22 protein-coding genes are annotated in these 25,364 nt (G+C 43.2%); 6 read left to right on the top strand and 16 right to left on the bottom strand.

Annotated features, from left to right (window positions below):
- Nucleotides 1–20 precede the first annotated feature (20 nt).
- From AABK40_RS09910 to AABK40_RS09890, 5 genes are all read right to left on the bottom strand, one after another.
- Nucleotides 21–1,529 carry an IS1634 family transposase gene (locus tag AABK40_RS09910; RefSeq protein ID WP_338396942.1) on the bottom strand — a complete coding sequence of 503 codons (1,509 nt, stop codon included), beginning with the start codon at nucleotides 1,527–1,529 and terminating at the stop codon, nucleotides 21–23.
- A gap of 469 nt (nucleotides 1,530–1,998) precedes the next feature.
- Nucleotides 1,999–2,376 carry an inner membrane protein YiaA gene (gene yiaA, locus AABK40_RS09905; protein ID WP_338398064.1) on the bottom strand — a complete coding sequence of 126 codons (378 nt, stop codon included), beginning with the start codon at nucleotides 2,374–2,376 and terminating at the stop codon, nucleotides 1,999–2,001.
- Between the two features lie 355 nt (nucleotides 2,377–2,731).
- Nucleotides 2,732–3,622, bottom strand: a complete 891-nt coding sequence (locus AABK40_RS09900; protein ID WP_338396941.1) for a TRM11 family SAM-dependent methyltransferase — start codon at nucleotides 3,620–3,622, stop codon at nucleotides 2,732–2,734.
- Nucleotides 3,623–3,838: 216 nt separating this feature from the next.
- Nucleotides 3,839–5,914 (bottom strand): prolyl oligopeptidase family serine peptidase, encoded by a 2,076-nt coding sequence (locus AABK40_RS09895; RefSeq protein ID WP_338396940.1) that lies wholly within the window; start codon nucleotides 5,912–5,914, stop codon nucleotides 3,839–3,841.
- Between the two features lie 211 nt (nucleotides 5,915–6,125).
- Nucleotides 6,126–6,608 carry a GNAT family N-acetyltransferase gene (locus tag AABK40_RS09890; protein WP_338396939.1) on the bottom strand — a complete coding sequence of 161 codons (483 nt, stop codon included), beginning with the start codon at nucleotides 6,606–6,608 and terminating at the stop codon, nucleotides 6,126–6,128.
- 431 nt (nucleotides 6,609–7,039) lie between these two features.
- On the opposite strand from AABK40_RS09890, the gene AABK40_RS09885 reads away from it, so the two are divergent.
- The 3 genes from AABK40_RS09885 (at nucleotide 7,040) to AABK40_RS09875 (ending at nucleotide 9,210) form a co-directional block, all read left to right on the top strand.
- Nucleotides 7,040–7,795 (top strand): SDR family NAD(P)-dependent oxidoreductase, encoded by a 756-nt coding sequence (locus AABK40_RS09885; RefSeq protein WP_338396938.1) that lies wholly within the window; start codon nucleotides 7,040–7,042, stop codon nucleotides 7,793–7,795.
- A gap of 215 nt (nucleotides 7,796–8,010) precedes the next feature.
- Nucleotides 8,011–8,625 (top strand): class I SAM-dependent methyltransferase, encoded by a 615-nt coding sequence (locus AABK40_RS09880; protein WP_338396937.1) that lies wholly within the window; start codon nucleotides 8,011–8,013, stop codon nucleotides 8,623–8,625.
- Nucleotides 8,626–9,210 (top strand): TetR/AcrR family transcriptional regulator, encoded by a 585-nt coding sequence (locus AABK40_RS09875; RefSeq protein ID WP_332918833.1) that lies wholly within the window; start codon nucleotides 8,626–8,628, stop codon nucleotides 9,208–9,210.
- Nucleotides 9,211–9,283: 73 nt separating this feature from the next.
- Here the strand turns inward: AABK40_RS09875 and AABK40_RS09870 are convergent, their stop codons facing one another.
- Together AABK40_RS09870 and AABK40_RS09865 are read right to left on the bottom strand one after the other, a co-directional pair.
- The gene (locus AABK40_RS09870) at nucleotides 9,284–10,804 is read right to left on the bottom strand and encodes a bifunctional GNAT family N-acetyltransferase/carbon-nitrogen hydrolase family protein (RefSeq protein ID WP_332918834.1); all 1,521 of its coding nucleotides are present in this window, start codon (nucleotides 10,802–10,804) and stop codon (nucleotides 9,284–9,286) included.
- A 63-nt stretch (nucleotides 10,805–10,867) separates the two neighbouring features.
- On the bottom strand, nucleotides 10,868–11,155 hold the full coding sequence (locus tag AABK40_RS09865) for a DUF1272 domain-containing protein (protein WP_338396936.1): 288 nt from the start codon (nucleotides 11,153–11,155) through the stop codon (nucleotides 10,868–10,870).
- 114 nt (nucleotides 11,156–11,269) lie between these two features.
- Between AABK40_RS09865 and AABK40_RS09860 the strand changes: the two genes are divergently transcribed.
- The 3 genes from AABK40_RS09860 (at nucleotide 11,270) to AABK40_RS09850 (ending at nucleotide 12,409) form a co-directional block, all read left to right on the top strand.
- Nucleotides 11,270–11,545 carry an Rdx family protein gene (locus AABK40_RS09860; protein WP_332918836.1) on the top strand — a complete coding sequence of 92 codons (276 nt, stop codon included), beginning with the start codon at nucleotides 11,270–11,272 and terminating at the stop codon, nucleotides 11,543–11,545.
- A gap of 1 nt (nucleotide 11,546) precedes the next feature.
- Nucleotides 11,547–11,960 (top strand): c-type cytochrome, encoded by a 414-nt coding sequence (locus AABK40_RS09855; RefSeq protein ID WP_332918837.1) that lies wholly within the window; start codon nucleotides 11,547–11,549, stop codon nucleotides 11,958–11,960.
- 188 nt (nucleotides 11,961–12,148) lie between these two features.
- Nucleotides 12,149–12,409 carry an RNA recognition motif domain-containing protein gene (locus AABK40_RS09850; protein WP_332918838.1) on the top strand — a complete coding sequence of 87 codons (261 nt, stop codon included), beginning with the start codon at nucleotides 12,149–12,151 and terminating at the stop codon, nucleotides 12,407–12,409.
- Between the two features lie 70 nt (nucleotides 12,410–12,479).
- Here the strand turns inward: AABK40_RS09850 and AABK40_RS09845 are convergent, their stop codons facing one another.
- The 9 genes from AABK40_RS09845 to AABK40_RS09805 all read right to left on the bottom strand — a co-directional run bounded on the left by AABK40_RS09845 (nucleotide 12,480) and on the right by AABK40_RS09805 (nucleotide 25,113).
- A complete protein-coding gene (locus AABK40_RS09845) occupies nucleotides 12,480–12,896 on the bottom strand; it encodes a hypothetical protein (protein WP_332918839.1) in 417 nt (138 codons plus the stop codon).
- A 65-nt stretch (nucleotides 12,897–12,961) separates the two neighbouring features.
- The gene (locus AABK40_RS09840) at nucleotides 12,962–14,665 is read right to left on the bottom strand and encodes an OmpA family protein (RefSeq protein WP_332918840.1); all 1,704 of its coding nucleotides are present in this window, start codon (nucleotides 14,663–14,665) and stop codon (nucleotides 12,962–12,964) included.
- A gap of 199 nt (nucleotides 14,666–14,864) precedes the next feature.
- Nucleotides 14,865–15,779, bottom strand: a complete 915-nt coding sequence (locus tag AABK40_RS09835; RefSeq protein WP_338396935.1) for a DUF4249 family protein — start codon at nucleotides 15,777–15,779, stop codon at nucleotides 14,865–14,867.
- Complete coding sequence (locus tag AABK40_RS09830; RefSeq protein WP_338396934.1) at nucleotides 15,779–18,061, bottom strand: TonB-dependent receptor; 2,283 nt, start codon at nucleotides 18,059–18,061, stop codon at nucleotides 15,779–15,781. The genes AABK40_RS09835 and AABK40_RS09830 overlap by 1 nt, the downstream gene beginning before the upstream one ends.
- A gap of 151 nt (nucleotides 18,062–18,212) precedes the next feature.
- The gene (locus AABK40_RS09825) at nucleotides 18,213–19,748 is read right to left on the bottom strand and encodes a YifB family Mg chelatase-like AAA ATPase (RefSeq protein ID WP_332918843.1); all 1,536 of its coding nucleotides are present in this window, start codon (nucleotides 19,746–19,748) and stop codon (nucleotides 18,213–18,215) included.
- A 24-nt stretch (nucleotides 19,749–19,772) separates the two neighbouring features.
- Nucleotides 19,773–20,054 (bottom strand): MreC domain-containing protein, encoded by a 282-nt coding sequence (locus tag AABK40_RS09820; protein WP_332918844.1) that lies wholly within the window; start codon nucleotides 20,052–20,054, stop codon nucleotides 19,773–19,775.
- Nucleotides 20,055–20,254: 200 nt separating this feature from the next.
- A complete protein-coding gene (locus AABK40_RS09815) occupies nucleotides 20,255–22,090 on the bottom strand; it encodes an ABC transporter ATP-binding protein (RefSeq protein ID WP_332918845.1) in 1,836 nt (611 codons plus the stop codon).
- Nucleotides 22,091–22,187: 97 nt separating this feature from the next.
- A complete protein-coding gene (locus AABK40_RS09810; protein ID WP_332918846.1) occupies nucleotides 22,188–23,309 on the bottom strand; it encodes a tetratricopeptide repeat protein in 1,122 nt (373 codons plus the stop codon).
- Nucleotides 23,310–23,418: 109 nt separating this feature from the next.
- Nucleotides 23,419–25,113 carry an alanine/glycine:cation symporter family protein gene (locus tag AABK40_RS09805; RefSeq protein WP_338396933.1) on the bottom strand — a complete coding sequence of 565 codons (1,695 nt, stop codon included), beginning with the start codon at nucleotides 25,111–25,113 and terminating at the stop codon, nucleotides 23,419–23,421.
- Between the last annotated feature and the right edge of the window lie 251 nt (nucleotides 25,114–25,364).

Below are 25,364 nucleotides of genomic sequence, written 5' to 3'. Positions count from 1 at the left end.
TCGCCATCGGGACACCCAAGTCAAAAATTGAATAATTCCGCCAATTTCACCTGCTCGGGCTGCAACAAAAGTACTTTGTTTATTTTGCTTCCATCTGGTAGTCGAACCTGAATTTCGTAAATGCTCCGAGCAATTTTGATTGCCTGTTCAGGACTTAGCCTTGCCTCTTTAATATTGAGCTGTCTCTCCAACTCTTTATGTACCTTATATGCAACAAAGGAAATGCAGATATGACTCTCAATTCTTTTTTGAATCCGATGGAATATAGGTCTAATTTTTAAGTCTGTCTTCGAGATACGAAAAGCTTTTTCAATTTTCCATAGTTCTCCATAATTGGCAATGATTTCATCAGAATTACCCTCTACGTTCGTTAAATAGCCTTTTAGGCCATCCCATTTACCATCTTCCTTGAACTTCTCTTCATCTAACTGCACCTTTACCTCGCCATCAAGTTTTAAATATTTGTTATAGCCTCTGTTATTGATATTGGACTTTGTAAGCTTACCTGATGCAATATTCTTCTTGAGTTTATCAAGCCCTTTTTGTCTGTTTTTACCATCCTTTTTGGCTCTTTTGTCAGAATATGTAATAATCAGCCTTAATCCATCAGGTTGAGCTATTTCAGCAGACTCTCCATTACCCAAAGTCAAGTTTAATATTTGGTCTTTGACTTCTTTGTTCATGTTCTTAATTCTTGCTCCGAGAATAAATCCATAGCCTTTATTAAGTAGTTCTTTTACATTTTTATTAGACATGAGCCCTGAATCAGCAACAACTACCAACTTGGTAATATTATATTTGTTGCAGAACTCATCCACGATAGGCAACATGGTATGCCCTTCAAACTTATTACCTTCAAATATTTCGTAAGCAAGTGGATAGCCTCCTCTACTAACCAATAAGCCCAGTACAATTTGCGGATTTTGATGTTTCCCCTCTTTTGAAAAGCCTGTTTTTCTTAAATCATCTTGATGATCTGTTTCAAAATAAAGAGTGGTTACATCATAAAATGCAATATTCACCTCGCCTTCTAAAACTTGTTTCGAGTGTTCGAAGCTAAGATGTTGTAATATCTCTTTATACTCTGAATGAACCTTATCCATTAGCCTGTAAACAGTATTGACAGAGACATTCATCCCATGATTTAACGACCAATGCTCTGTTGTCGCTAGCTTGCTTACAGGATATTCAATGCGAGAAAATACTAATCTCCGAAATAAGAGATCACCGACAAGATTAAAGCCTATTTCGTCATAAATAGAATTTAGTAGAAGGTCAATGCCAACTGATTTGACTTGATCTATTTTGTCAAGGACCTGTTCAGTTTCGGCTCTTTGATTATCGAAATTAATGGCAACCTGACCAGTCTGACCATGAATCCATTGATTTGCTTCATTTTTAAGTGCTAAAATCTCGTTTGGGTCAGCCGATGAGCCAAAAGTCTTAACAACTTTGTACTTTTTTGAGGATTTCAGTATGACTTGGACACTAATGGTACCACTTTTATTGAGTTTTTCACGCACAAACATGCCTTAAATTAGGCAAAATTTAGAAACGGGACACCCACTTTTGACCTGTTTTTATTGTAATCGATTGATTTTTAGGGTGTAGCGAAAATCAGCCAAAAAAGGTGGCGAAGACAGGATATAGATGGGAATTTCGAAATTACACAATTAATTTTTTCGTTACTATTTTCACAATCATTCTGGCTGAATAGCAACTCCTTAGTGAAAGGATTCAGTGTTGTGTCAATTATTGATACCTTGGAATTTAGATCACGTGGATATTTGCCCTCAATTCGGGTCTCATCCTCAGTCTGAATTGATTTTTTGGTTACTGTGGAAGAACCAAAATATATTGAAAGGCCTATTGTGAGTAATAAGAGATTACTTTTCATTTCTTAGCAGGAATGATGATTGAAATGTCGTAGCCATTGTCATTGATAGTAGCTCTTCCAGTTTTAGGTGTTTCTACCATAAGTATATTTAGTTTAAAAAATTAATCTTCTATATTAATTTGCCCATCGCGCACGTTTTTCTGAACCGCAATGGCAGAGAATAGACTAAGGGTAAAGGCCATGCCATAAAAGCCTTTTTCGCTTAAAGTAAGCGAGGCATTCCAAAGACCGATCACCAACAAGACGATTGCGATCAAGGTCGCTCCCCAGCTGATGCCGTAATAAAGGTCAGAAACCTTTATTCCCTCCATTCTGTCACGTACATTTTTCTGTACAGACACTGCAGCAAATAAACCGAAAAGTAAGATAGTGAAGTAGTAGCCCTTTTCGTTAAGTTGCATTTCTGCGTTGTAGAGCCCTATATTGTAAGCAATAGCACCTGTGAAAAATGCGATCCAAGAGGCACCGACAAATGCCATACTTGGCTGATGAGGTGATCGCTGTTTTGTTGAAGGCTGTGCCTTTTCTTTTGGAACTTCCTGTGTTTCGTTTTCCATCTAAAAAATGTAAGGTTGATATACCTTTACAAATTATATAAAAAAAGTGTTTTGTCAAATTTATTGAATTGATTGTCATGCATAGGTCGTGGGGCGAGGTGATCAATTGAATTTGTGATGGGGCCATTTGTCAGGCCACTGCTTAGTTCCTAAGCCTGTCGAAGGATTAGTTGTCGGTGGCCAATCAAAAGGTGAAATGTCATAAATTAAACCTTCACCGAAACCCCAATGCTCAATAATAATTTGTGGACATTAGTGTCCTCTGTGGACAAAAAAATCACCTATGCTCACAAAGCCAGATCGTTCTCGAAAATTTCGAATATCCCCGTTTTTCTACTACGCACTGATCGACCACTTTTAGATTGGCGGAGGCGATCACCTCTTCAATATCACTGATCGAAACGATCACGACACGGGTACTCATACGTGCGGCCGACTGTATAATGTTTTGGGTTACCTCGTCAGTGGAGGCGCTGTACAAATTATAAGGCAGGTCGATGATAATGCCGTCGTAGGTTTTGTCGAGCTCGGCGACGTCGGACAGGTGAATGTCCAATTCGTAGCCGTAATGGTTAAGGTTTTTGACGGTATGATAAAAAGTGCGGGGATTGATCTCACAGCCAGAAATGTTGAATCCTGCAATAGCACCTTCCAACAGCACCGTACCTGCACCACAACAGGCATCGAGCAGAGCGTGGGCTTTATTGCCTTTTGAGGCCAGGCTGACCAGTGTTTTCCCAGTATGAATATCGATGGAATTACTGAAGGAAAAGGGCTTGTTTTTATGTTTTCGCCAGTCACCGTCATGGCGTTTCAATTTTCCAAAATACCACTGTTTCTGATCCGTGCAAATGGAATATACCACGGAGGGCTGTTTAAAGTCGGGCACTGCAAATATACTGTAGCCAACATCTTTCATCATTTTCTGGCGCTCTTCAAATCGGGCGCCATCGCCTTCGAGGGAAAAATAATCTACCTTGAAACCATCGGTCTGAATATTCATCATGCGGATCAGTTTCAGTAACTGTTGGTAGTCAGTAGCAGTGCGCATCACTTCAAATCGACCCAAAATAAAGGGGCTGATCGATGGGTCAATTTTTATGTCAGAAAATAAAATATTGTCCTGCTGTTGCTGACCGAACAATTGGCGTGCTTCTAATTGGCACAAATCTAATAGATGAGCTTCGTATTTGAAGGAATATATATATTGAGGCATTGAATATCTGCTACTTTGGAAGGGGTGTTTTTTTCGGTCGGCAATATAGAGAAAGGATTTGTGGTATGGAGGGTTTTTGGGCAGATAATTCTTTGGGAAGTAGGCATTGGAGAGAATGCACTTTGATCCAAGCGTGGTGCTTGAACCAAAGTGCGATATAAGGTATTCTTAACTATTTTCTTCTGTCGCTTCCAACTGCTCAACACCCATATTCCAAAGGGTGAAAGCAAATAAATCAGCATACTCCTTGATGATCATATCGGTTGGTTTTCCTGCGCCGTGCCCAGCATTGGATTCAATGCGGATCAGTACAGGATTTTCTCCTTCGTGGCAATGCTGCAATTCTGCGGCAAACTTGAAAGAGTGTGCAGGTACCACACGGTCGTCGTGATCGGCCGTGGTAACCATCGTTGCCGGATAAGCTGTCCCTTTTTTGAGTGCATGTACAGGCGAATATGCCTTCAAATACTCAAACATTTCCTTGCTGTCCTCAGCTGTTCCGTAATCATACGCCCAACCTGCACCGGCAGTGAATTGGTGATAACGCAACATGTCCATCACCCCAACGGCAGGTAAAGCCACTTTGAACAGTTCCGGACGCTGAGCCATACAAGCACCTACCAATAAACCACCATTGGAGCCACCACGGATCGCCAAACGTTCTGAACTCGTGTATTTATTTTCGATCAGGTATTCTGCTGCGGAAATGAAGTCGTCAAAGACATTTTGCTTCTTCATTTTTGTTCCAGCCAAATGCCATTCTTCGCCATATTCACCACCACCACGAAGATTCGGTACGGCATAAACGCCACCATTTTCCAACCACGCCACCATCGGCGTAGAGAACGAAGGCGTCAGGTTCACACCAAATCCACCGTAGCCATACAACAGGGTTGGGTTGTTGCCATCCAACTTCAATCCTTTTTTGTAGGTGATGATCATCGGGATCTTGGTACCATCTTTTGAAGCATAGAAAATTTGCTTGGACTCGAAATCCGCACTGTTGAACTGTACCTCCGATTTTTTGTAAAGCTCAGATTTTCCAGTTTTTGGATTGAACTCGAAAATCGTCGCGGGGTTGGTATAAGAGGTGAAGGTGTAGTATAGTTTTTCCGCCGTGAACTTACCGCCAAATCCACCTGCAGAACCTACGCCAGGCAACTCAATGTTTCTAACCACTTTTCCATCCAAATCATACTGAACCACTTTCGAGGTCGCATGCTCCAGATAGTTGGCAAAGAAAAAGCCGCCGCCTGTTGAAACCGACAAGGTATTTTCTGTTTCAGGAATGAAGTCTTCCCAGTATTTCGGATCCAGTTTCTGAAGAGAAGTTGTTGCCAATCGGCTGTTTGGTGCGTCAAGGGTAGTAGTGATGAACAACTTTTCGCCTTCGGTATGAACGATATAGTTTTCAGTGTCGAAATTATCCACCACCGTTTGGATCGGCTGATTGGGTTTTCTCAAATCCTGAATGTACAATTCATTTCCTGTGGTACTGACCGCCGCAGTGATGACAAGGTAATTTTGATCCTCGGTAACCTGTCCGCCTACATATCGGCGAGGTGTTTTTTCTCCCCCAAAAATCAGCTGATCCTCACTTTGTGCACTGCCTAATTTGTGGAAATATAACTTGTGGAATTGTGTTTTTCCTGAAAGATCACTGCCTTCCTTCGGCTTGTCGTAACTGCTGTAATAAAACCCTTCCTGACCTTTCCAGCTCAGTCCTGAGAATTTTACATCCACCAAAGTGTCGCCCATGTTTTGCTGACTTTCAGCATTCATGATCACCACCTTTCGCCAGTCCGATCCACCTTCAGAAATCTGATAAGCGCAAAGGCTGCCGTCTTTGCTAAAAGACAAACCAGCCAAAGAAGAGGTGCCGTCGGCTGAAAATTTGTTCGGATCCAAAAACACTTCCGCCTGCTCTGCGCCTTTGCTTCGATAAACAATCGACTGTGCCTGAAGCCCATCGTTTTTATAGAAATAAGTATAATCGCCGCGCTTGAATGGAGAGGAATATTTCTCGTAATTCCACAGGGTCGTCAGGCGATCAACCAACTGCTGACGGTAAGGAATTTGGGATAAAAAAGATTGGGTAACGGCATTTTCTTCCTTAACCCACGCTGCAGTGGTTTCCGAACGGTCATCTTCCAACCAACGATAAGGATCCTGAACTTTTGTGCCGAAATAATCATCAACAACGCTCGTGTCTCTGAAAGTATCGGGATATTTTAAGGTTTGCATATTCTCGTGTTTCGGGGGTGATTGGCATGCCGTTGCTGCACAGGCAAATGCAACGGTCAGATGCTTTAAATTTTTGTATTTCATAAAGATGTTGGGTGATTAATGTGGGATAATATAGGATAAAAAATGAATATTCTACTATTGAGTGCTGATCTATCTTAAAGAGAAATTCATGGATATGCCAAGGATTGGAATTTGGCTACAAGTTCTCCTACTGGTTTTCTCTTACAGGAAAATGCTGTAAGTCCAGGTACATAAAATGACTGTTGGGGTCGGGCTGATAATCACCGAAGGGAGGGCAATCGGTAAACTGAAATTTTTTGTAAAGCTGTCGTGCGGCACTGAAGTAATCCTGGGTGCCCGTTTCAAGATGCACGTGTCTAAAGCCTTTTTCTTTGGCAAACCTCAAAACATGGTGTAACAATTGACTGGCCACCCCTTTATTTCTGACCACTTTTGAAGTACGCATAGATTTTAATTCCACCTGATCTTCAGAATGTGCTTTGATCGCCAAACAGCCCAATAACTGATCCGCTTCCCAGGCGGTAAAAAAGGTGATGTCTGCTGATTTGAGATGGTCGATGCCCAAGGTATGTACACTTTCTTTTGGGGAGGTGGCATACATATCAGTGTGGTGTTCTTTCAGAAGAGCTTTGATGGCGTCGCCTTGAAGGTCGTCGATTTTTATTTGCATAAATGGTGCGGTTGATTTTTACTCAATTTCTGAAAGTACAGGCGGAAGGGCAAAATTTTTTTGCTATTGAATTGCCTGGTCCCGAGCAGACTTGATGAAAACCAGAAATCAACCATGTTTCCGCCATCATTTCACATGTTGACTTATAGTCCAATTGCTGTTTTTATCAAATGATGATGAAGAATACTGATACCGTCTTTAGTGAAATCGATTCGCTTGACTTTTTTAAAACCCATTTTTAAAAGGAGGAATTATAGTCGGCAGATCTTCCTTCTTTGAGGTATTGATTTTCCAGTCCATTTTTTTGTTCAAGGTTTCTGTAGAAAAGGTAATTGAAAAGACATTTGGCTCAGCAATCATCCCACCCCTAAAAACATAATACTGGAACGGTCGTTCTAAAATCAACTATTAATTTAAATACAAATCAGACAATGAGTAAGTTAGCGGAAAAGATTGCAGTCGTTACAGGTGGGAACAGTGGTATTGGCTATGCCACAGCGGAGGAGTTTAAGGCTGAAGGCGCAACGGTGATCATCACTGGGCGATCAGAGGAGAAAGTACAAAAAGCCGCAGCGGATTTGGGTGTCGTGGGGAAGGTGGCAGATGTAACATCACTGGCCGCGATTGATCAGTTGGTATCAGAGGTTAAAGAAGAATTTGGGCATGTGGACGTGCTGTTTGTTAATGCGGGGATTTTTCAGCCTGCTCCTGTGGGGCAAGTCAGTGAGGAGCTTTTCGATCATCAGATGGCGACCAATTTTAAGGGTGCCGTTTTTACTATTGAAAAATTTTTGCCACTGATAAAAGATGGCGGATCAATCATTAACCTGTCGTCGGTAAATGCTTATGCGGGCATGCCGAACACCTCGATTTATTCAGCTTCAAAAGCAGCGCTGAATTCTTACACAAGAACAGCGGCTATTGAGCTTGCCAGTCGGAAAATCAGGGTTAATGCCGTGAATCCTGGGCCGATCAGTACGCCAATATTTGAGAAAACAGGTATGGATGAGGCGCAAATCAGTGGGTTCGCTGAGCAACTACAGAAGCGGATTCCGCTGAATGATTTTGGCAAGCCTGAAGAAGTAGCGCATTTGGTGACTTTCCTGGCCTCGGATGCGGCCTCATTTATTACAGGTGGGGAGTATAATGTGGACGGAGGAATCAATATCAATCCTATTTTATTATAATAAAACAGGGGCTGTTGCAGAACCATAATTTTATGTAATACCACGAAACTTTATTTGGCCGCTGTATGGGCTGATCGATGTGTCTGCCCGAATCATCATAATTTTTGTGTGTTTTGGATATACACTCAGGTGTATCCGTACAGCTTACGAAATAAACTTTTGTGCTAAATTCATAGCACTGGCTTGTGCAACAGTCCCCTGAAATTTATGGACTTATGAAAGATTTTTGGAACGAACGATACCGTCAGGCCGCTTATGCTTATGGGACCTCTCCCAATGTTTTTTTAAAATCAGCATTGGCAGAAATACAAGGGGACACGCTTTTGTTGCCTGCAGAGGGCGAGGGGCGAAATGCTGTTCATGCCGCCTTGCAGGGTTGGCAGGTGAGGGCTTTTGACTGGAGTTCGGCAGCAAAGGACAAAGCGGAACAGCTTGCCCAACGCCATGGGGTTCAGCTTCATTATGAAGTCGGCGATTTATCGGCTTTAAATTTCCACGGACAGCAGTTCGATGCGCTGGGATTGATTTATGCGCATTTTTCTGCGGATCAACGGCAGGAATATTTCAGGAGCCTTGGTCAGTTGGTGCGCCTTGGTGGGCAGTTGATTTTTGAGGGGTTCAGCAGTAATCACCTTCAGTATCAGGAAATGAACCCGAAGGTTGGAGGGCCGAAAGACCCGTCAATGCTCTTTTCAGTAGAAGAAATGAGGGCTGATTTTCCTGCTTTTGATTTCAGTTTGCTCGAAGAAGTGACCGTTGATTTACAGGAAGGGGCAGGACATATCGGCAGAGGGTCGGTGATTCGGGGCATTGCAAAAAGAATACGATAGATGGGGAGAAACAAGGGATTCGATAAGGCGCAGGTGCTTGAGAAAGCCATGGAGGTTTTTTGGACGCAGGGCTATCATGCAACGTCCATACAGTCATTGGTCGATCATTTGGGGGTGAATCGGGCAAGTCTTTATGCTACTTTTGACTGTAAGGAGCTGCTTTTTCAGCAGGCTTTTGAATTGTATCAACAGCAGAATGTCGATCAGCTGCCGACGATTTTGGTCAAGCATGAGGATGTGGTGGAGGGCTTTCGGTCGCTGTTCAGTATGGTGATTGATGATATCATCACCGACCCGCAACACAAGGGCTGTTTTGTGGTCAATGTTACAACCGAACTCTCTAATGCTGATGAGGTCATTCGTGGTCTTTTGCAGGAAAATGCATCGAAGGTGGAGGCACATTTTACCACCTATATTGAGCGAGGGAAACAGAATGGGTCGGTAACATCAACGGTGCCTGCGGCGACTTTGGCACATTTGATCCTGACCTATTTCAATGGCTTGCGGGTGGTCGGCAAAACCGCCGAGGAAGCCATGCCGCTGCGTGCGGGCTTGGAGGCATTTTTAGGAATATTGCGGTCGTAGACAGCTGTCCACGACCAAAATATATTTGTTTTTCGAAATGTCCCTAAGTGTCCCGAAGAACAATATCGGCTTTCTATTTTTTCTTTTTCAATACAAAAAGATCCTTTCGGCGGTCTTGCAGATTCTTTACGCTTCCAAACTGATTCAACTCCCTGAGCAAACCCAAATCCACATCAGCAATGAGAATCATTTCGGTATTTGCCGTAGCTTCCGCCTTGATCCCGTTTGCGGGAAATGAAAAATCGCAAGGGGTAAAAACGGTCGATTGTGCATACTGAATATCCATATTGTGTACCTTGGGCAAGTTACCGACACTGCCCGCAATGGCAACATAGCACTCGTTTTCAATGGCCCGAGCCTGTGCGCAATGGCGAACCCGCGAGTAACCATTTTGGGTGTCGGTCAGGAATGGGACAAACAAAATGTCCATCCCTTCATCAGCAAGCAATCTGCCGAGCTCTGGGAATTCCGTATCGTAACAGATCAGTACTCCAATTTTCCCACAATCAGTATCAAAGGTTTTCAGCTCACGTCCGCCCTGCATTCCCCACACTTTCGCTTCGTCAGGGGTAACGTGTAATTTTTCATATCGATCCGTAGATCCATCCCGACGGCACAAATAGCCAACATTATAGAGCAAATCATCAACAATTTCTGGCATGCTGCCCGTAATAATATTGATGTTGTAAGCCACTGCCAATTCCGAAAATTTTGAAACAATCCGATCCGTGTATTTCGAAAGCTCGCGAATGGCCTCCGATTCTGGCAGGTGGTTGTTACCTGCCATCAGTGGGGCATTGAAAAACTCAGGAAATAGAGCAAAGTCAGACCTGTAGCTTGACACGGCATCGACGAAGAATTCGGCCTGTTGCATCAATTCTTCCAGATTATTGTAGGGGCGCATTTGCCACTGAATCAGTCCCAGTCGAATGACGGTCTTCTGTTGGGAAGCCTGCTTGTTGGGCTTTTGGTAATAGATATTGTCCCACTCCATAAGCACGGCGAACTCATTGGAGTCGGTGTCGCCATCAAGGTATTTTTTCAATACTTTGGAGGGGTGGAAATCATTCGAAATCTGAAAATTCAGTACAGGGTCATGAATTTCCTTTCTTTTCACCTTTTCGATGTATTCTTTAGGGCTGATTTCTTCAGCATATTTATGGTAATTGGGGATCCGTCCGCCAAAGGCGATGCTCCGCAGATTCAGCCTTTCACAAAGCTCCTTGCGGTAATCGTAAAGGCGTCGGCCAAGTCGGAGGCCACGATATTCTGATTTAATGAATACATCAATACCATAGAGCACATTTCCGTCAGGTCGGTGGGTGTTGAAAGTGTAATTTCCTGTGATTTGCTGATAAGTATGATGATCCTCGAATTCGGAATAATCAACGATGATCGAGAGGGCACAACCCGCTAACTGACCATTCACCTTCAGTACAATTTGTCCTTCAGGAAATTTGTCAATCAGTGATTTCAAGTGCTCTTCGAGCCAATAGGCATCAGGCAAGGAGGCGTATGCCTCGATCATTGCCGACTTCAATTCCTGATAATCGTTCAGGGTCAGGTATTGCAGTTCTATGTTCTCAATGTTCATAAAGGTGATGTTTGTAGTCGCTTTTAGGGATTTTTCAGTGAACAGTAATTTTAGTTTTCGAGTCTAACGATCTGCGGGAGCGATAGGCTTGAGTTGTCGTTTTTTTTCTTCAAATGTGGCTTTTTTTATTGGATTTAACACGGCTTTTTTGCTGATGGGATATTTTTTTAACAGTGATTTCGGACGTATGGGTCGACGTTCAAAATTGCCGCCACAATTAGGGCAAACATCCTCAAGGATTCCTGTTACACAATCGGCACAAAAGGTGCAGTCGAAGGTGCAAATCATCGCTTCCTCGCTGTCGTAGGGCAGGGGTTTATTGCAGTTTTCACAGTTTGGCCTTATTTCCATGATTTTTGAGTTTGATGGTGATATAAGTTCTGCCTTTTTAACGATTTTATCACAAAATTACTCCTGCTTTTGTAACTTGAAGTCTTAAAATCAAGCACAAAACAGAAACCTAAATTGAAGAAACCACAAATAACGATCAAGTACTGTACGCAATGTAAATGGCTATTACGCGCAGGGTGGATGGCGCAAGAGTTGTTGCAAACCTTTGAAACGGACCTCGAGGGGGTGCAGCTGATGCCTGCGACGGGGGGCACTTATGAAATTTTGATTGACGATCAACTGATATTCAGCTTTAAGGTATCCCGAAGATTTCCACAACCGAAAGAGATTAAAAAATTGATCCGAGATCATATCGATCCAGATCGTGATTTAGGGCATAATGATCGATAATATGAAGAAGTATTTATTTTTAGGGCTGAGTTTGCTGATGTTGTTTTCCTGCGATCCCGAACAGACCAAGACCAAACAATATGTGGTTAATGGGCAGCGCCTGTATATGCAGTATTGTACCAATTGCCATCAGGCGGATGGCCGTGGAGTGGGCAAGCTTTATCCGCCATTGAATGGGTCAGATTTTTTAAAGGATCAAGCGGCAACCATCTGCGCAATCAGGTATGGGCTTAAAGGCGAAATTATGGTGAATGGCCAGTTATACGACCAGCCAATGCCCGCAATGAATACCTTGAAGCCGTTGGATATTGCTGAGATTGCGACCTTCATCAGCATCACTTGGGGGGGCGGATCGCAGCGAGTAACCGTGGATCAGGTCAATGAGATTTTAAGTCAGTGTAAGCCTGTGGATTAAAGCACAATGAGAAGGTAATTTATTTCTTAAAAAGTCAAATAATTATTGAAATAATTAATATTTATCACTAATTTCTATCTTATAAGTTCTTCGGTTTTTGATTTTCATGCTGAAATCCTTCATTGGTGGGTTCAGTATTTTGATTCATGTACGGTTGAACGACTTATTAATCTTTAATTGTTTTAGTGATGAACATTTTTGTTGCCAAATTAGGAGCTGACACATCCAGCGATTCCCTCCGTGAGCTTTTTGAACAATACGGCGAAGTGGCTTTTGCCCGTGTAATTTTTGACCGTGAGACAGGTATGTCTAAGCGATTCGGTTTTGTAGAAATGCCGAACACCCCAGAAGCTTATATGGCAATTGTTGAAACCAACGAGCTGTATTTTGAGGGGAGTAATATTGTGGTGAAAAAGGCAAAACCGAAAGAGGAAATGGCACCAAGATAGTTTTCAAGTCCTATTTTCGTTTAAACAACATGGCAAAAAAAAGGAACCCTGATTAGGGTTCCTTTTTTAATTATTGAAGTTTTGTTCGTGCATGCTCCACGGCACGATCCATCATTTCATTTACCTGCGTGATGTTTTCCTTTTCTTCTAACAGGTACTGCTTGGCATCTTCAAAAGAAAGGGTATCATATTGGGTATTGAGGTTGTGCATCCAGTCCATCATCGCCCGTTCAGATTTGAGTAAATTGATGTTCATCTTATTCAGCTCGTCGAGGGTGGGTTTATCCAGGGAATCCTGTCCGTTGGCCAGCTGTTTCTGAATTTCCGCCTGATATTTGACGATCGGCTGAAGCTTGGGCATCGCTACATCGTGAATATCAATGACTTGGTCATAGATTTGTTTTAACTCCTGTTGTTGTTTTTTCTTTTCACCATTACAGGAAATCATGATGATCCCAAGGCATAGTATTGATAGAATCTGTTTCATTTTGGTTGGTAAAGGTTATGGTGGTAATTTCGTGACTCTTCGGCGACTTTCAATATCAAAACAGCCTAAATATCTAAAATAGTAAACTCTACACGGCGATTGATCGCCCGATTGTCATCGGAGTCATTGGCCACCTGAGGTTTTTCTGCGCCGTATCCTTTACTGGTAATTCGCCAGTCACTAATCCCCTGTTCTACCAAATAAGCCCGTACTGCTGCCGCTCGGTCTCTGGAAAGTGTTTTATTGTAGTTGTTATTTCCCACATTATCGGTATGTCCTGCAATTTCAATCTGAAGATTTGGCGTCTTTTCCATAAGCTGTACCACTTTGTCCAAAGCTTCGAAAGAGGATGCTTTCAGGCTTGCGCGGTCAAAGTCAAAGAACACATTGTCCAGGCGGACTGTGGTTCCTACTTCAAGCGGCGTAAGATAAAAATCAAGCGGGTAGCCTTCGTCAAAATGGTGTTTTTCAATTTCAACAGGGACGGAGAGCCCAATAAAACCTTCTATGTTGATGCTGAATTCATAAGTGCCTTCTTTTGCGACTTCAACACTGTAGCCCCCATCAAAAGCAGCGCTGTTGGTCAGGAATTCCTCGGCGCCAGTAATTTTTATCTCTGCTTCAATAGGTTCGTTGGTTTTTTTATTCATGACCACGCCATAAACTTCCGCAAGCTTTCGGGGTGCTTTCAGCGCAAAATCAAAATACATGGTAGAGTCCTGCTTGATTTTTGGCGCCTTAAAGGTTGTGGAAACATATTCTTTAGTGCCAATGGCAATTTTCAGATCGTATTTATGGCCGTCAGGAATGGCAATTTCATAAAAGCCTCCTGCATTGCTGTAAAAGAAAGTGTCTATTTTAGCGTGAACGTTGAGCACATTGATGGAGGCCTCGAGTGGCATCTGGTCATCCTCATTGGTAATCGACCCTGAGAGGGTCAATACTGGAGGCTTTGGCAATAGTCCAAGAATATCCAGCGAGTTTCCCGTAGTGCCCGGGTAAGTTCTGGTGGTGTAGGCTTTTCCTTCTTGATCGAGGGAGAAGTAGGCGTCAAAACCAACTGTATTTACTGGCGGACCTACATTTTCTGGTTTCGACCATCGCAAAAAGGTATCATCCAATCTTTCTGATCGGTAAATATCCATACCGCCATTTCCGCCAGGTCGGTTGGAGGCAAAATACAGGGTTTTGTCATCCAGTGAAAGGAAAGGGGCAAATTCATCCCGACGGGTATTGAGGTTGGTCAGGCGTAAAGGAGCGGAATACTCCGTGCCACCAATTCTTTTACTCACATAAAGGTCAGAGAATTTATCGTCGGGCTTTTCACTGAAATACAAGATCAGTACGGCCATGTCGCTACTCATGGTTGCACCAGAAAAGCGGCCTTTTTTCATTTTGTTGTATCCTTTAACCGTGATCGCCTTTGGGCTGCTCCAACCTGAGGAGGTTTTGGTGGTAATGGCCAAACCATCTTCTTTTTTACTGTTACCACCCCGAACGAGCAGGTATTGCCCTGTGGGAGAAATCCACATCACTTCATTGAATCTTCTGTTGTTTAACGGAGACTTCATATGCTGGGCTTTGCCCCAAAAACCATCCGCTTGCATTTCCGAGAACCAGATGTCCTGTCCACCATTTTCCCCTTTTTTGTTATCAGGGTGGTTTGTACGGACAAAATACAGCGTTTTTCCATCGGGTGCCACCAATGGAGCGGACTCATGATAAGTGGAATTTACATTCTTTCCCAGCCGCTGTAAGTTGAATTTCATGGAGCCACTATTTTGCCCAAAGACGAAAAGTGGCAAAAAAATGCCAAATAAGGTAATAATGAATTTCATAGATTGATGTTTTGTCTACAGTGTAGTATAAGACAAAACTAAAAGAAAGTTTATCAGATTCAAATACGAACCTCATATTGGGATGTGATACTTTCCTTTTTTGGCCACCGAATTATCTATCTGACTTACTTTATGGTGCCTCGTAGCCTTCAATCGCCTGATTATATAATTCGAGTGTCACGGAGTCGGCTTCCGCAACAATGCTTTCAGAAACAACATTGGCCACCAAAAAATAGCCAAGGGTTTCGCTGTTAGACTGAATATTGGTTTGTGGATTGGAGGGGATGGCTGAAAATAGCCCTCCAGGATTGTTGATCCCTCCCTGTACATCCTTGAAAAAAGCAAAGGTTTCTTCTGAATAGGAATATACATCAATAGTTGCCCTGGAATTCGGCGTGTAGGTCTGTGGCGCCTGAAAATCCTTTAGGGAAGAAGAGAAAAGCTGATCGTCATATAAATAGATGATAGATGTTTTTACTCCATTGGCACTTGTCGGGAAGTGAATCTGATAGTAATTTCGTTCATCTGCTGGCTCATTGAAATTTACAAACAAATCAAATATACGGCCATCGCCAAAGCCACTACCCTGAAAATTGATTAGGGCATTCAGGCGGTGCTGGTTCACCTCCGTTCTCAGGGTTACTTTTACATCATTGGTAGGCATTTTATCCCGTGCGATATATTCCTTTCCCTGCCACAGAATATACATTTGGTATTCCGCACCCACTTTACCTGTAAACGTCCCCTCGTAATCGATAATATAACGCTCCAAATCCTCGTCCCAAACAAATGGGTATTCTTGAATACGCCCCTGATGCACCTCTTTTACAACAATCTGCGCATCTTTAATGAATGGCACACTGTCTTCATCCTCGTAAAAGTTGTAGGCATACTTCAGTTTAAAGTAGGATTCATTCTCCTGTGTAGAAATCAAACCTTCAATAATGGGTACATTTTGTTCCAGAGGAATATCGATATCAATAATTTCTTCACAGGAAAACAGGGTTAACAAAGCGGGTAAAATGATCAGGTATAAGTATCTCATTAGAATTCAAAATTATAGGTTAAAGTAGGCATTACAGGGAACAAATAAATTTGCTTGAATACTGGTTGGCCGCTTCTGTCCTGGGAAGCAAAAATGGTAAAGAGATTTTTGCGATTATAGGTATTGTAAATCGATAAACTGAAAGAACTTTTGAATCGGTGTTTATCGTTGGATTTTGGTCGATAGGTGGCCGAAAGATCCAGACGATGAAAGTCTGGCATCGTGTAGTTGTTCCTTTGCGGGAAGAAATTCAGGCTGTAACCTCTGAATTTGTATTTCCCTGATGGCAGGGTCGTTGGACGCCCCGAGGCATACTGAAAAGTAGCGCCGACACTCCACTGTGGGTTAAATTTATAGCTCATCCACAGGTTTAAAATATGCGGTCTGTCGAAAGAAGTCCGATATTGTTTTCCCTGGTTTACCCCCTCGATTGTTCTGCTGCTTCGAGAGTAAGTGTAGTTAATTTGCCCCTTTAGCTTTCCGCTGGTTTTTGACAAACTTGCTTCTATGCCTCTGCCGTATCCATTACCTTGTCTGACATCATAAATCAATTCTGGATTTCCAATCGTCTGTGCGTTGTCGGAAAATTCACTGACATTCCTCATCAGCTTAAAAAAGCTTTCGACTTTTAATTCATAGCCTTGGCTGATTTTCTGTGTTGCGCCAATGGTAATCTGTGTTGCTGTTTGAGGGGCAAGGTCTTTAAAGCTTGGAATCCAGGTATTGAAAGGCAATGGGATGGTTCCGTTGGTGATCTGGTGTACTGGTTGATACATTTTTTGATAAGTAAAAAACAAATCCAGTTCATTGGCAGGCTGATAATGTAAATTTACCCGTGGCGAAAGATGATAGTAGTTATGAACTGGCACCAAGTCTTTAATTGCGGTAGACTGATTGCTTTTTGGATCTTCCCAGGGACCAATGTGCTGGAAAATGGAGGCTCTAACGCCCATGGCGAGCTGCACGTTGTTCCACTGAAACTGCTGCTGAATATATGGTGAATATTCCGTGTTGTGATACTGTGGCAGGTTGAACTCCAAAAACTGGCTGAAGGTCGAAATAGGGCTGACTTCACCGGGTTTATAATGGCTGTAATTGGCCTGTAAGCCGACCTGTAAACTGCTTTTAGAAAACTCCCAATTCAATTCTGTAAACAATTGCGTTTTTGAAACTTCATTTTCCCAAAGGAAAGCGAGTTGAGGGTCTGAAGGATTATCCATTTGAAAACCAAAACGGCTATGGTTGATCCCTGAACGTAAGAATATGCCACTGTTGAAATAATGCTCCCAGCTGATTTGCATCAATTGATTTCCCCATGAAAAGGCGAAATTTTCTTGAGAGGTAAACTGATCCTGCCCATAATAGGCGGAGAAGTGAATCTTGTCTTTATCTGTAGGCTGATAGAGGATTTGCCCGTAAAGGTCTGAGAAATGAATAAAGTTCTTTTGCGCTTCCGGAGGCCCTAATTTTTTCTGGAACAAGTCAATATAGGAACGTCTTGCACTCATGCTGATGGCCAGTTTTTCCTTAACGATGGGTGTAGATACATTGAGTCGGGAAGCCAAAACGCCAATCCCGCCTTTCATCGTGAAACGCTCTAAATCCGGTCGAGTGGTTTTGGCGTCAAGCACCGATGACAAACGGCTGCCGAACTGTGCAGGAATACCACCATTGTAAAGATCTGAAGAGGCCAGAATGTCGGGATTGAACACCGAAATGATACCAAAAAGGTGAGAAACCTCATAGACGGGTACGCCATCGAGAAGAATCAAATTCTGATCGGAACTTCCGCCCCGTACAAAGAAGCTTGAAGAGCCTTCACTTACCTGCGAAACACCCGATTGCATTTGTACATGTTTAATGATGTCCACCTCTCCCATAAACTGAGGAAGCTCCTGAAGTTCTGCAATCGTAATTTCTTTGCTTGGCCGATTTAGCCGACTGATCTCCTGCTCTTGAGCGGTAATCACCACCTCTTGTAGTTGGGTCGTCTGTGGCTCAAGGTATATCTGGTGATTTTGTTCCAGGCGGAGGGTCTTTGAACTGTAGCCAATACTTTGAATGGTAACAAGCTGATTCAGCTGACCCGTAAAGTTGTAAGCACCAACGGCATCTGAGGTAATCACATTCCGCTGTTCATCTACAATAATATGTGCAAAGGGCACAGGGGTGTTGGTCTGTGCATCATAGATAATTCCATTCAATATTACACCTTCTTGCGCAATGGCAAAAGTGGGAAAAATGAAAAGAATTAATATTAATGTAGAATAGAGTTGTCGCATGTTGTGTTTTTTATCACCTAATTGTGATAAAAAACGGCTATATATTACTCCAGTTGATTGCGATGAAGGCTTGTCGGATATACTTATATTATTATGGATATAAGCATGGAATCATCGGTGAACAGCTTTGCCGCAATAGCCTGAAGAGTGCTTATGAAGTCCACATACTGCGGTCGAGGCTACGGTATTGTATGGCTTCAGCAAGGTGATTGACGGCTATTTTTTCGCTGGCAGAAAGGTCCGCAATCGTTCGTGCCACCTTCAGGATCCGGTCAAATGCCCGACCAGAAAGACCGAGTTTTTGCATCGCATTTTTGAGTAAGGCTTTTCCCTGATCATCGATTTCACAATATTTCCGAACCATATTTGATGACATCATGGCATTGCAGTGTACATGCTCAATGTTCTCAAAACGCAGGCTCTGTATTGTCCTTGATTTCAACACCCTTTCCCTGATGTGCTCACTTTTTTCCGTTTTCCGCTTGGAGGTCAATTGATCAAAATTTACGGGAGTAACTTCTACATGTAAATCGATGCGGTCGAGTAGGGGACCAGAGATTTTGGCCAGATACCTTGATCTTTGCGTAGGATTGCAGACACATTCTTTCTCTGGGTGATTAAAATACCCGCAGGGGCATGGGTTCATGGAAGAAATCAACATGAAATTTGCAGGGAAACTTACGCTAAGCTTTGCCCTTGAAATATTAACCGTTCGATCCTCCAACGGCTGGCGCATGACTTCAAGCGCTGTCCTTTTGAATTCTGGCAGTTCATCAAGAAATAAAATGCCATTGTGAGCCAGGGAAATCTCCCCAGGCTGCGGGATGGTACCACCGCCCACCAATGCGGTATCTGAAATAGAGTGGTGCGGCGCACGGTATGGTCGTTGAGCAATGAGCCTTGAATCAGTTTTGAGTTTTCCCGCTACGGAGTGGATTTTGGTGGTTTCCAGTGCTTCAGAGAGGTTCAATGGCGGGAGGATGGTCGGTAAACGTTTGGCAAGCATGGTTTTTCCTGCTCCCGGAGGGCCAATCATGATTAAATTGTGTCCGCCAGCGGCAGAAATTTCCAGTGCCCTTTTTACATTTTCCTGGCCTTGAACTTCTTCAAAATCTACCGAGAAAGCCGTGTTTTCATTGTAGAATACTTCACGGGTTTCTATGATCGTCGGGGGGATGATTTTTTTGCCTGATAGATGATGAACGGCCTCACTGATATGGTCCACGCCAATCACCTCAAGCTGATTGACAATTCCAGCTTCGTTGGCGTTACATTTTGGGAGAATAAATCCTTTGAATCCTGCTTGCCGAGCTGCCACAGCCATTGGTAGGGCACCTTTTATGGGGCGTACCTTTCCATCGAGCGACAGTTCGCCCATGATCAGGTAATCAGCAATGGATGCATTGAGCTGCCCCGAGGCATTAAGGATGGTCAGGGCGATGGGGAGGTCATAGGCGGCACCTTCTTTTTTCAAGTCTGCGGGTGCCATATTGACCACCACGTTGTTTCGTGGCATAAAGAAGCCATTGTATTTCAGGGCGGCCTCTACCCGTTGCTGGCTTTCCTTAACGGCAATGTCAGGAAGTCCTACAATAAAGAATTTCGCGCCGTCACCGACGCTTGTTTCAATCGTAATAATTTGGGCATCTACTCCATATACAGCGCTGCCATAGGTTGTTGCGAGCATGCAGGGTTGGGCTAAGTTTGTCTTTTATTCCTCAAGAGGAGGAGCAGGCGGGTTTTCCCTCTTGAGCTTTAATTGCTCAGTTTGCTCCTTATTCTCTTCATGCAGATCAAACATCTTAGCTTTCAGTGAAGTATTTTCCTTTTTCAGGGCCTTAATTTCTTTGTTCTTGCGGAAAAACGCACTGATGGTCGCCCCAGCGGCCAGCAGGTAAATGACAAAGACGAAGGTCATCCCTATCCATATATAATCAAAGTATTCCAGAAAATGCAGGGCATAGTCTGCGGCGCGCAGTCCAAAAAAGAACATGACCAACATGATTAGGAAAAAAAGTATATGTATTATTCGGGCAAAACCTTTCATCGTGATACTAAGGTGCTAAATCTATAGGTAAGATAACTTATATGGGTAAGAATTGATTTGGCAAAGCAGCCAATTCCTTACTTCATACGAAAAATATAAAATATTCGCCTATTATACATCATTTTTGTGAGTATTACACAAATATTTTAGGTCGCCTGCAAGTCTTGCAGTTTTTTATAGAGCCCGTCGCGTTCCAATAGTTCAGTATGTGTCCCTCGCTCGACAATGGTACCATGTTGCACCACCAAAATTTGATGTGCATGCTGAATGGTACTCAGTCGGTGGGCAATAACAAAGGCCGTTCTATTGTTCATCAGCTTATTCAGCGCATCCTGTACCAGTTTTTCAGATTCTGTATCCAGCGCACTTGTTGCTTCATCAAGGATCAGGATTTCCGGATTTTTCAAAACGGCGCGTGCAATACTGATGCGCTGGCGCTGGCCACCGGAAAGTTTTGACCCGCGTTCACCGATAATGGTGTCGTAGCCATCTTCCATTTCAGAAACAAACTGGTGAGCATTGGCAATTTTTGCCGCCTCCATCACTTGTTCCCTCGAGGTGTTTGGAATACCGAATGCAATATTATTATGGATGGTATCATTAAAGAGCACCGACTCTTGCGATACAATTCCCATTTCTTCTCTCAGGCTTTCGATCGTCAGCTTAGAGATGTCCTGCCCATCAATGGTGATACTTCCTTTCTGAATATCGAAGAAGCGTGGCAGTAAATCGGCCAGGGTAGATTTTCCTCCTCCGGAAGGTCCCACCAATGCAACGGTTTGCCCTTTTTTAATGTCAAAAGAGACCCCTTTTATAACTTCTTCTTCCGAGTCATCATAACTGAAGTGGACATTGTTAAAGCTGATTTTGTCATTAAACTTCCCTTTCTCAATGGCTTGAGGCGTGTTTTTAATGGCTGGGTCAGTGTCCAGTAAAGTGAAAATCCTGTTGGCGGAAACCAATCCCCTATGGATGTTGGAGAAAGATTTTGAAATATTTTTGGCAGGAGTAAGTACCTGTGAAAAGATAATCATGAATGAGATGAATACCGATCCGGAAATTTCTGGTTCGTCCTTCAGGATCATCGAGCTGCCAATGTACAACAAGCCTATGACCACGAAAACACCGAGGAATTCTGAGAGTGGACTGGCGCCTTCGCTGCGGGAGGCATAGGTAATGGTCAATTTTCTGAATCGGTTCAACTCTGTGTCAAATCGTTTGCCAATAAAGCCTTCAGCACCAAATGCTTTGATGATTCGGATCCCTCCAAGGGATTCATCCAGCTGGCTCATGATAGAGGCAAAAGAGATGGCGTGATCCTGCGAAACACTTTTAAGTTTCTTGGCCAGGCTGGCAATGATTCCCCCAGAAACTGGCAGTACCAACAAAGCCGTCAGGGTAAGCTTGGACGACATGCTGAAAAGCAAGAAGAAGTAGCTGATGATCAGGATGGGTTCTTTAAAAACCACCGTCATGGTATTGACTACCGAGGCTTCCACTTCCGTAACATCCGAGGTAATTCTGGTGATCAAATCCCCTTTAGGGTGATGGGTGAAAAAGCCTAAATGAAGCTGGTTGATTTTCTTGAAAAGCGAATGTCTCAAGTTGTAAATCACCTGTGAACGCATGGAGATCAATATCAGTGCGCCTAAATATCGGAACAGGTTGGCCAGTAAGTTCGAAACGATCAGTACCGCACAAACATACTTTAATGCACCCGCAGGGCCATAAACCTGAATGAAGTGGGTGAAATAATAATTGAAAAGATCAAGGAAATAATCTTTTGTAAAAGCAAAGGAAGGTAAAGCCGTTACTGGGTTTGCCGCCGCATTTTTAGGGTCGAAAAGCAAATTCAGCACCGGGATCAATAATGTAAAATTGATTAAGCTAAAGATCGTCTGGAAAATAGTGAATACCACATAAGCGGGTACCTTCATTCCTACGGGTCTTGCGAAACCTAATACTCTTAAATAATTTTTCATTAAAAATACTCGTTGGAGTAGAATGTTAAAACGGAGCGCAAATTATGAAAAATATGAACCATAAAAAATTATTCGCTATTTTAAGGTCGCAGCAAAATTACGGTTCGCAGTACTGATTTAGGTATCTGTTGGCGATTTTTTCATTGTACTTCAATGCCTGGCGGAAATCGAAGCATGCTTCATTGTTGTGATTCAGTTGAATACGCGACATGCCTCGCTCGATGTAAGCCTGGGCATATAACTGTGTAAGGCGGTAATACAGGTCGTGATTATTTTGCCGGTCAACGGTGTCTATTTGCCCCTCGAAACGGTTGATTGCCGAGGTAAACATATCGATGGCTTCCTGATATTTTGCCTGATTGTGCAGGGCCAGGCCAAGGTAACGGTAGAACTGTCCTTTTTGGTCATTTTTTTTGATGGCCGCATTAAAATCCTTGATGGCCAAATCAGCCTTGCCGCTTTTCATGAACAGCTTGCCACGGTCGAAAAGCTGGGTTTCATCATAATCCCCCCAACTGATGGAGCGGGTAAGGTCCTGAATCGCTAAATCGTCCTGATTGGACTGCTGGTATAATTTCCTTCGGAAGGCGTAAAGTTCGTTGTTGCGGGGAGAAAGTTCAATCGCTTTGTTGATGTCCACAATAGCGGCAGAAAGATCGGGCTCGCCGAGGCGGAGGTCCAAGGTCGTGGCATTAAAATACGCCCTTTTTTGATAAAAGTCAGGGTTGTTGGGATCGAGCTCAATGGCATCGTCCAACACCTGGAGGGCTTCTATTTTTGGTTTTCGCTCCATAAAGAGGATATAGGCTTTTTCCGCATGTGCTTTCGCATAAGTGGGGTTCAGCATTATCGCCTGGTCGATGTCTTTCAGTGCTGTTTTAAAATCTTTACGTTTTCTGCTCAGTATGGCGCGCTCAAACAGATAACTGAAACTCTGTGAGCTGTTGTTACCAATTTGGTCAATGATGAAAGTGTAATCCTTGATACCCTTGGCGTACTTCCTCTGGGCTTCATAGATTTGTGCCCTGAGCAGAAAAGCGTTAAGAAAGCTGCTGTCGGCTTCTACCGACTGGTTAATATACTCCAAAGCCTGGCTGTAATCTTTTTGATCATACTTTGCCTTTGCCAGACGAAAATATTGCCGGCCATCAACCTGCGCAAATACCACGGCAGGCAAAAGCAAAAATAAGAGGGTAAGCTGTGCTTGAAGTTTATTCATGATGATTATCGAAATAGCGTGGTGTTAAATTACGAAAATATAAGTTATAATTTGAATATTAACATATTCTCTTTTACGCTTGGCGATAATATCAGTTCAAAGCGGGTTTTTACTGTTCAACAGTAACTTTATTTTTTACCTCTGAATCGAAATCCTCCCAGTAATCCTTAATGGTACTTTTCATTTCACGGTGGAGCACCAGGATTCCGAAAAGGTTCGGGAGTGTCATCAGCGCAATAGAAATGCCGGCGAAAGTCCAGATGATGGTGGTGTCGGTGAAGGAAGCTACAAAGAAAGAAATAACATAAACCACCCGGAAGCCAATAACGGCTTTGGGACCCCAAAGAAAAGTAACTGCGCGGTCTCCATAGTAAGACCAGGAAATGGCGGTAGAGAATGCAAAAAGCAACAGACCAATGGTAACGATATACTTGCCGTACTCCCCAAAGTAACTTCTCGAAAAGGCCAATGCGGTTAATGGCGCTGAGTGCACAAGGGAAGCCCCCGACATGGTGAGGTTGTTTTTGTTGAGCCAATTGCCGTGTTCTACGCTGATCTGACCATTGTAATTGGTGACCGTGCCTTTAACGGTTTTGGTAAGGAGGATGTTTTCGGCCCATGATCGGTTATGGAGAATCGTTACCCGATCTTGAATACGGCCATCAACCACTTGCAATGTGCCTGAATAATGAGGTAGCGTTGTCGTTGATGTTAAATACTGTTCCACACGCTCTTTGTCGGCAGGATTGCTTTCTTCAAAATAATCTTGCAAAACCACAAGGTCGGTAGCCTGAAATACATTTTGATGTTTCTCTTTCCAGACACCTGAAGACAATAAAACCAATCCTGTAATTGAACAAATTACGATGGTGTCAATGAAAGGCTCAAGAATGGCGACCATTCCTTCGGATACAGGTTCATGTGCTTTTGCCGAAGCGTGGGCAATTGGGGCGGAACCTTGTCCTGCCTCATTGGAGAATAAACCACGACCGACGCCTTTGGTGAAGGCAAATGATAGGGTAGCCCCCAAAAAGCCACCAGTGGCCGCTGAACCGGTGAATACGTTAGCAACAATTTGATTGAGCGACGGAATAATGTTTTCGTAATTGTAGATGATTACCGCGAACGCCCCGATGATGTAAATGAAAGCCATTGCAGGAACCAGTTTAGAGGTTACTGCGGCAATTCTTTTAATACCACCAATAATTACCGCCGCAAGCACGACAGCCAAAATTGCCCCAGTAATCCAGTGGGGGATGCTGAAAGTAGAAAAAACAGCATTCGAAATCGAGTTGATTTGCGGTAGTGATCCTGTTCCAAAAGAAGAAATGATGGTGAAAATCGCAAATGCTGCCGCCAGTTTGGGCATACTGAGGCGGTTTTTCATATAATACATTGGACCACCTGCCATGGTGCCATCCGCTGTTTTTTCACGGTATTTATGGGAAAGGGTCACCTCCACAAACTTGGTCGTCATACCGAAAAAGGCCGTAACGATCATCCAGAATATAGCCGCAGGTCCACCGAGGTGTATGGCCAATGCCACACCAGCAATATTCCCAGTACCCACCGTGCCGCTTAAAGCAGTGGCTAAGGCCTGAAAGTGGGAGGTGTCGCCTTCATCGGTGTCTTTGTCATATTTCCCACCCAAAATGCGTAAGGCGTGTGCAAAGTACCGAATTTGTGGAAAACCGAGGTAGATGGTGAAAAATAACCCAGTAAATAAAAGGGCAAAGACAAACCAAAGGGAGCTTCCAAGGTAGCTGTCTATAAGTAGGAGGAAATCGTTCGCTGATTGCAACATTGAGATAGGTAAATGGTAAGGTTGATCCTTTAAATAAAAGGTTAGAATTTGATCTATCGGCCTTAAATTTTTCGCCGATAACAGAAAATTAGCTTAAAATTGATGTTTTTCAATGCTATTTCTCGTTTTTTCAATCAAATTCATGATTTTTTGTCTAAAATAGCCAAGTCAATAAATATATAATTCAATGTATGATCGGCTTGTCAAGAGTATTTAATTCTCAAATTAGTTTGTTACATTTGCCTCAGCTG

The sequence above is a fragment of the Persicobacter psychrovividus genome (genome assembly GCF_036492425.1).
In the GTDB taxonomy this organism is placed as follows: domain Bacteria; phylum Bacteroidota; class Bacteroidia; order Cytophagales; family Cyclobacteriaceae; genus Persicobacter; species Persicobacter psychrovividus.
Note: the sequence above shows the minus strand (reverse complement) of the source record. Positions and strands in the feature narration are given on the sequence as shown.

Coding starts and splice junctions, on each gene's coding strand:
- AABK40_RS09885 (WP_338396938.1), top strand. CDS start 7,040: ATGAGTAAGTTAGCGGAAAAGATTGCAGTCGTTACAGGTGGGAACAGT.
- AABK40_RS09835 (WP_338396935.1), bottom strand. CDS start 15,779: ATGAGATACTTATACCTGATCATTTTACCCGCTTTGTTAACCCTGTTT.
- AABK40_RS09840 (WP_332918840.1), bottom strand. CDS start 14,665: ATGAAATTCAACTTACAGCGGCTGGGAAAGAATGTAAATTCCACTTAT.
- AABK40_RS09855 (WP_332918837.1), top strand. CDS start 11,547: ATGAAGAAGTATTTATTTTTAGGGCTGAGTTTGCTGATGTTGTTTTCC.
- AABK40_RS09815 (WP_332918845.1), bottom strand. CDS start 22,090: ATGAAAAATTATTTAAGAGTATTAGGTTTCGCAAGACCCGTAGGAATG.
- AABK40_RS09830 (WP_338396934.1), bottom strand. CDS start 18,061: ATGCGACAACTCTATTCTACATTAATATTAATTCTTTTCATTTTTCCC.
- AABK40_RS09810 (WP_332918846.1), bottom strand. CDS start 23,309: ATGAATAAACTTCAAGCACAGCTTACCCTCTTATTTTTGCTTTTGCCT.
- AABK40_RS09865 (WP_338396936.1), bottom strand. CDS start 11,155: ATGGAAATAAGGCCAAACTGTGAAAACTGCAATAAACCCCTGCCCTAC.
- AABK40_RS09850 (WP_332918838.1), top strand. CDS start 12,149: ATGAACATTTTTGTTGCCAAATTAGGAGCTGACACATCCAGCGATTCC.
- AABK40_RS09870 (WP_332918834.1), bottom strand. CDS start 10,804: ATGAACATTGAGAACATAGAACTGCAATACCTGACCCTGAACGATTAT.
- yiaA (WP_338398064.1), bottom strand. CDS start 2,376: ATGGCATTTGTCGGTGCCTCTTGGATCGCATTTTTCACAGGTGCTATT.
- AABK40_RS09910 (WP_338396942.1), bottom strand. CDS start 1,529: ATGTTTGTGCGTGAAAAACTCAATAAAAGTGGTACCATTAGTGTCCAA.
- AABK40_RS09895 (WP_338396940.1), bottom strand. CDS start 5,914: ATGCAAACCTTAAAATATCCCGATACTTTCAGAGACACGAGCGTTGTT.
- AABK40_RS09875 (WP_332918833.1), top strand. CDS start 8,626: ATGGGGAGAAACAAGGGATTCGATAAGGCGCAGGTGCTTGAGAAAGCC.
- AABK40_RS09820 (WP_332918844.1), bottom strand. CDS start 20,054: ATGTTCTTTTTTGGACTGCGCGCCGCAGACTATGCCCTGCATTTTCTG.
- AABK40_RS09825 (WP_332918843.1), bottom strand. CDS start 19,748: ATGCTCGCAACAACCTATGGCAGCGCTGTATATGGAGTAGATGCCCAA.
- AABK40_RS09890 (WP_338396939.1), bottom strand. CDS start 6,608: ATGCAAATAAAAATCGACGACCTTCAAGGCGACGCCATCAAAGCTCTT.
- AABK40_RS09805 (WP_338396933.1), bottom strand. CDS start 25,113: ATGTTGCAATCAGCGAACGATTTCCTCCTACTTATAGACAGCTACCTT.
- AABK40_RS09845 (WP_332918839.1), bottom strand. CDS start 12,896: ATGAAACAGATTCTATCAATACTATGCCTTGGGATCATCATGATTTCC.
- AABK40_RS09880 (WP_338396937.1), top strand. CDS start 8,011: ATGAAAGATTTTTGGAACGAACGATACCGTCAGGCCGCTTATGCTTAT.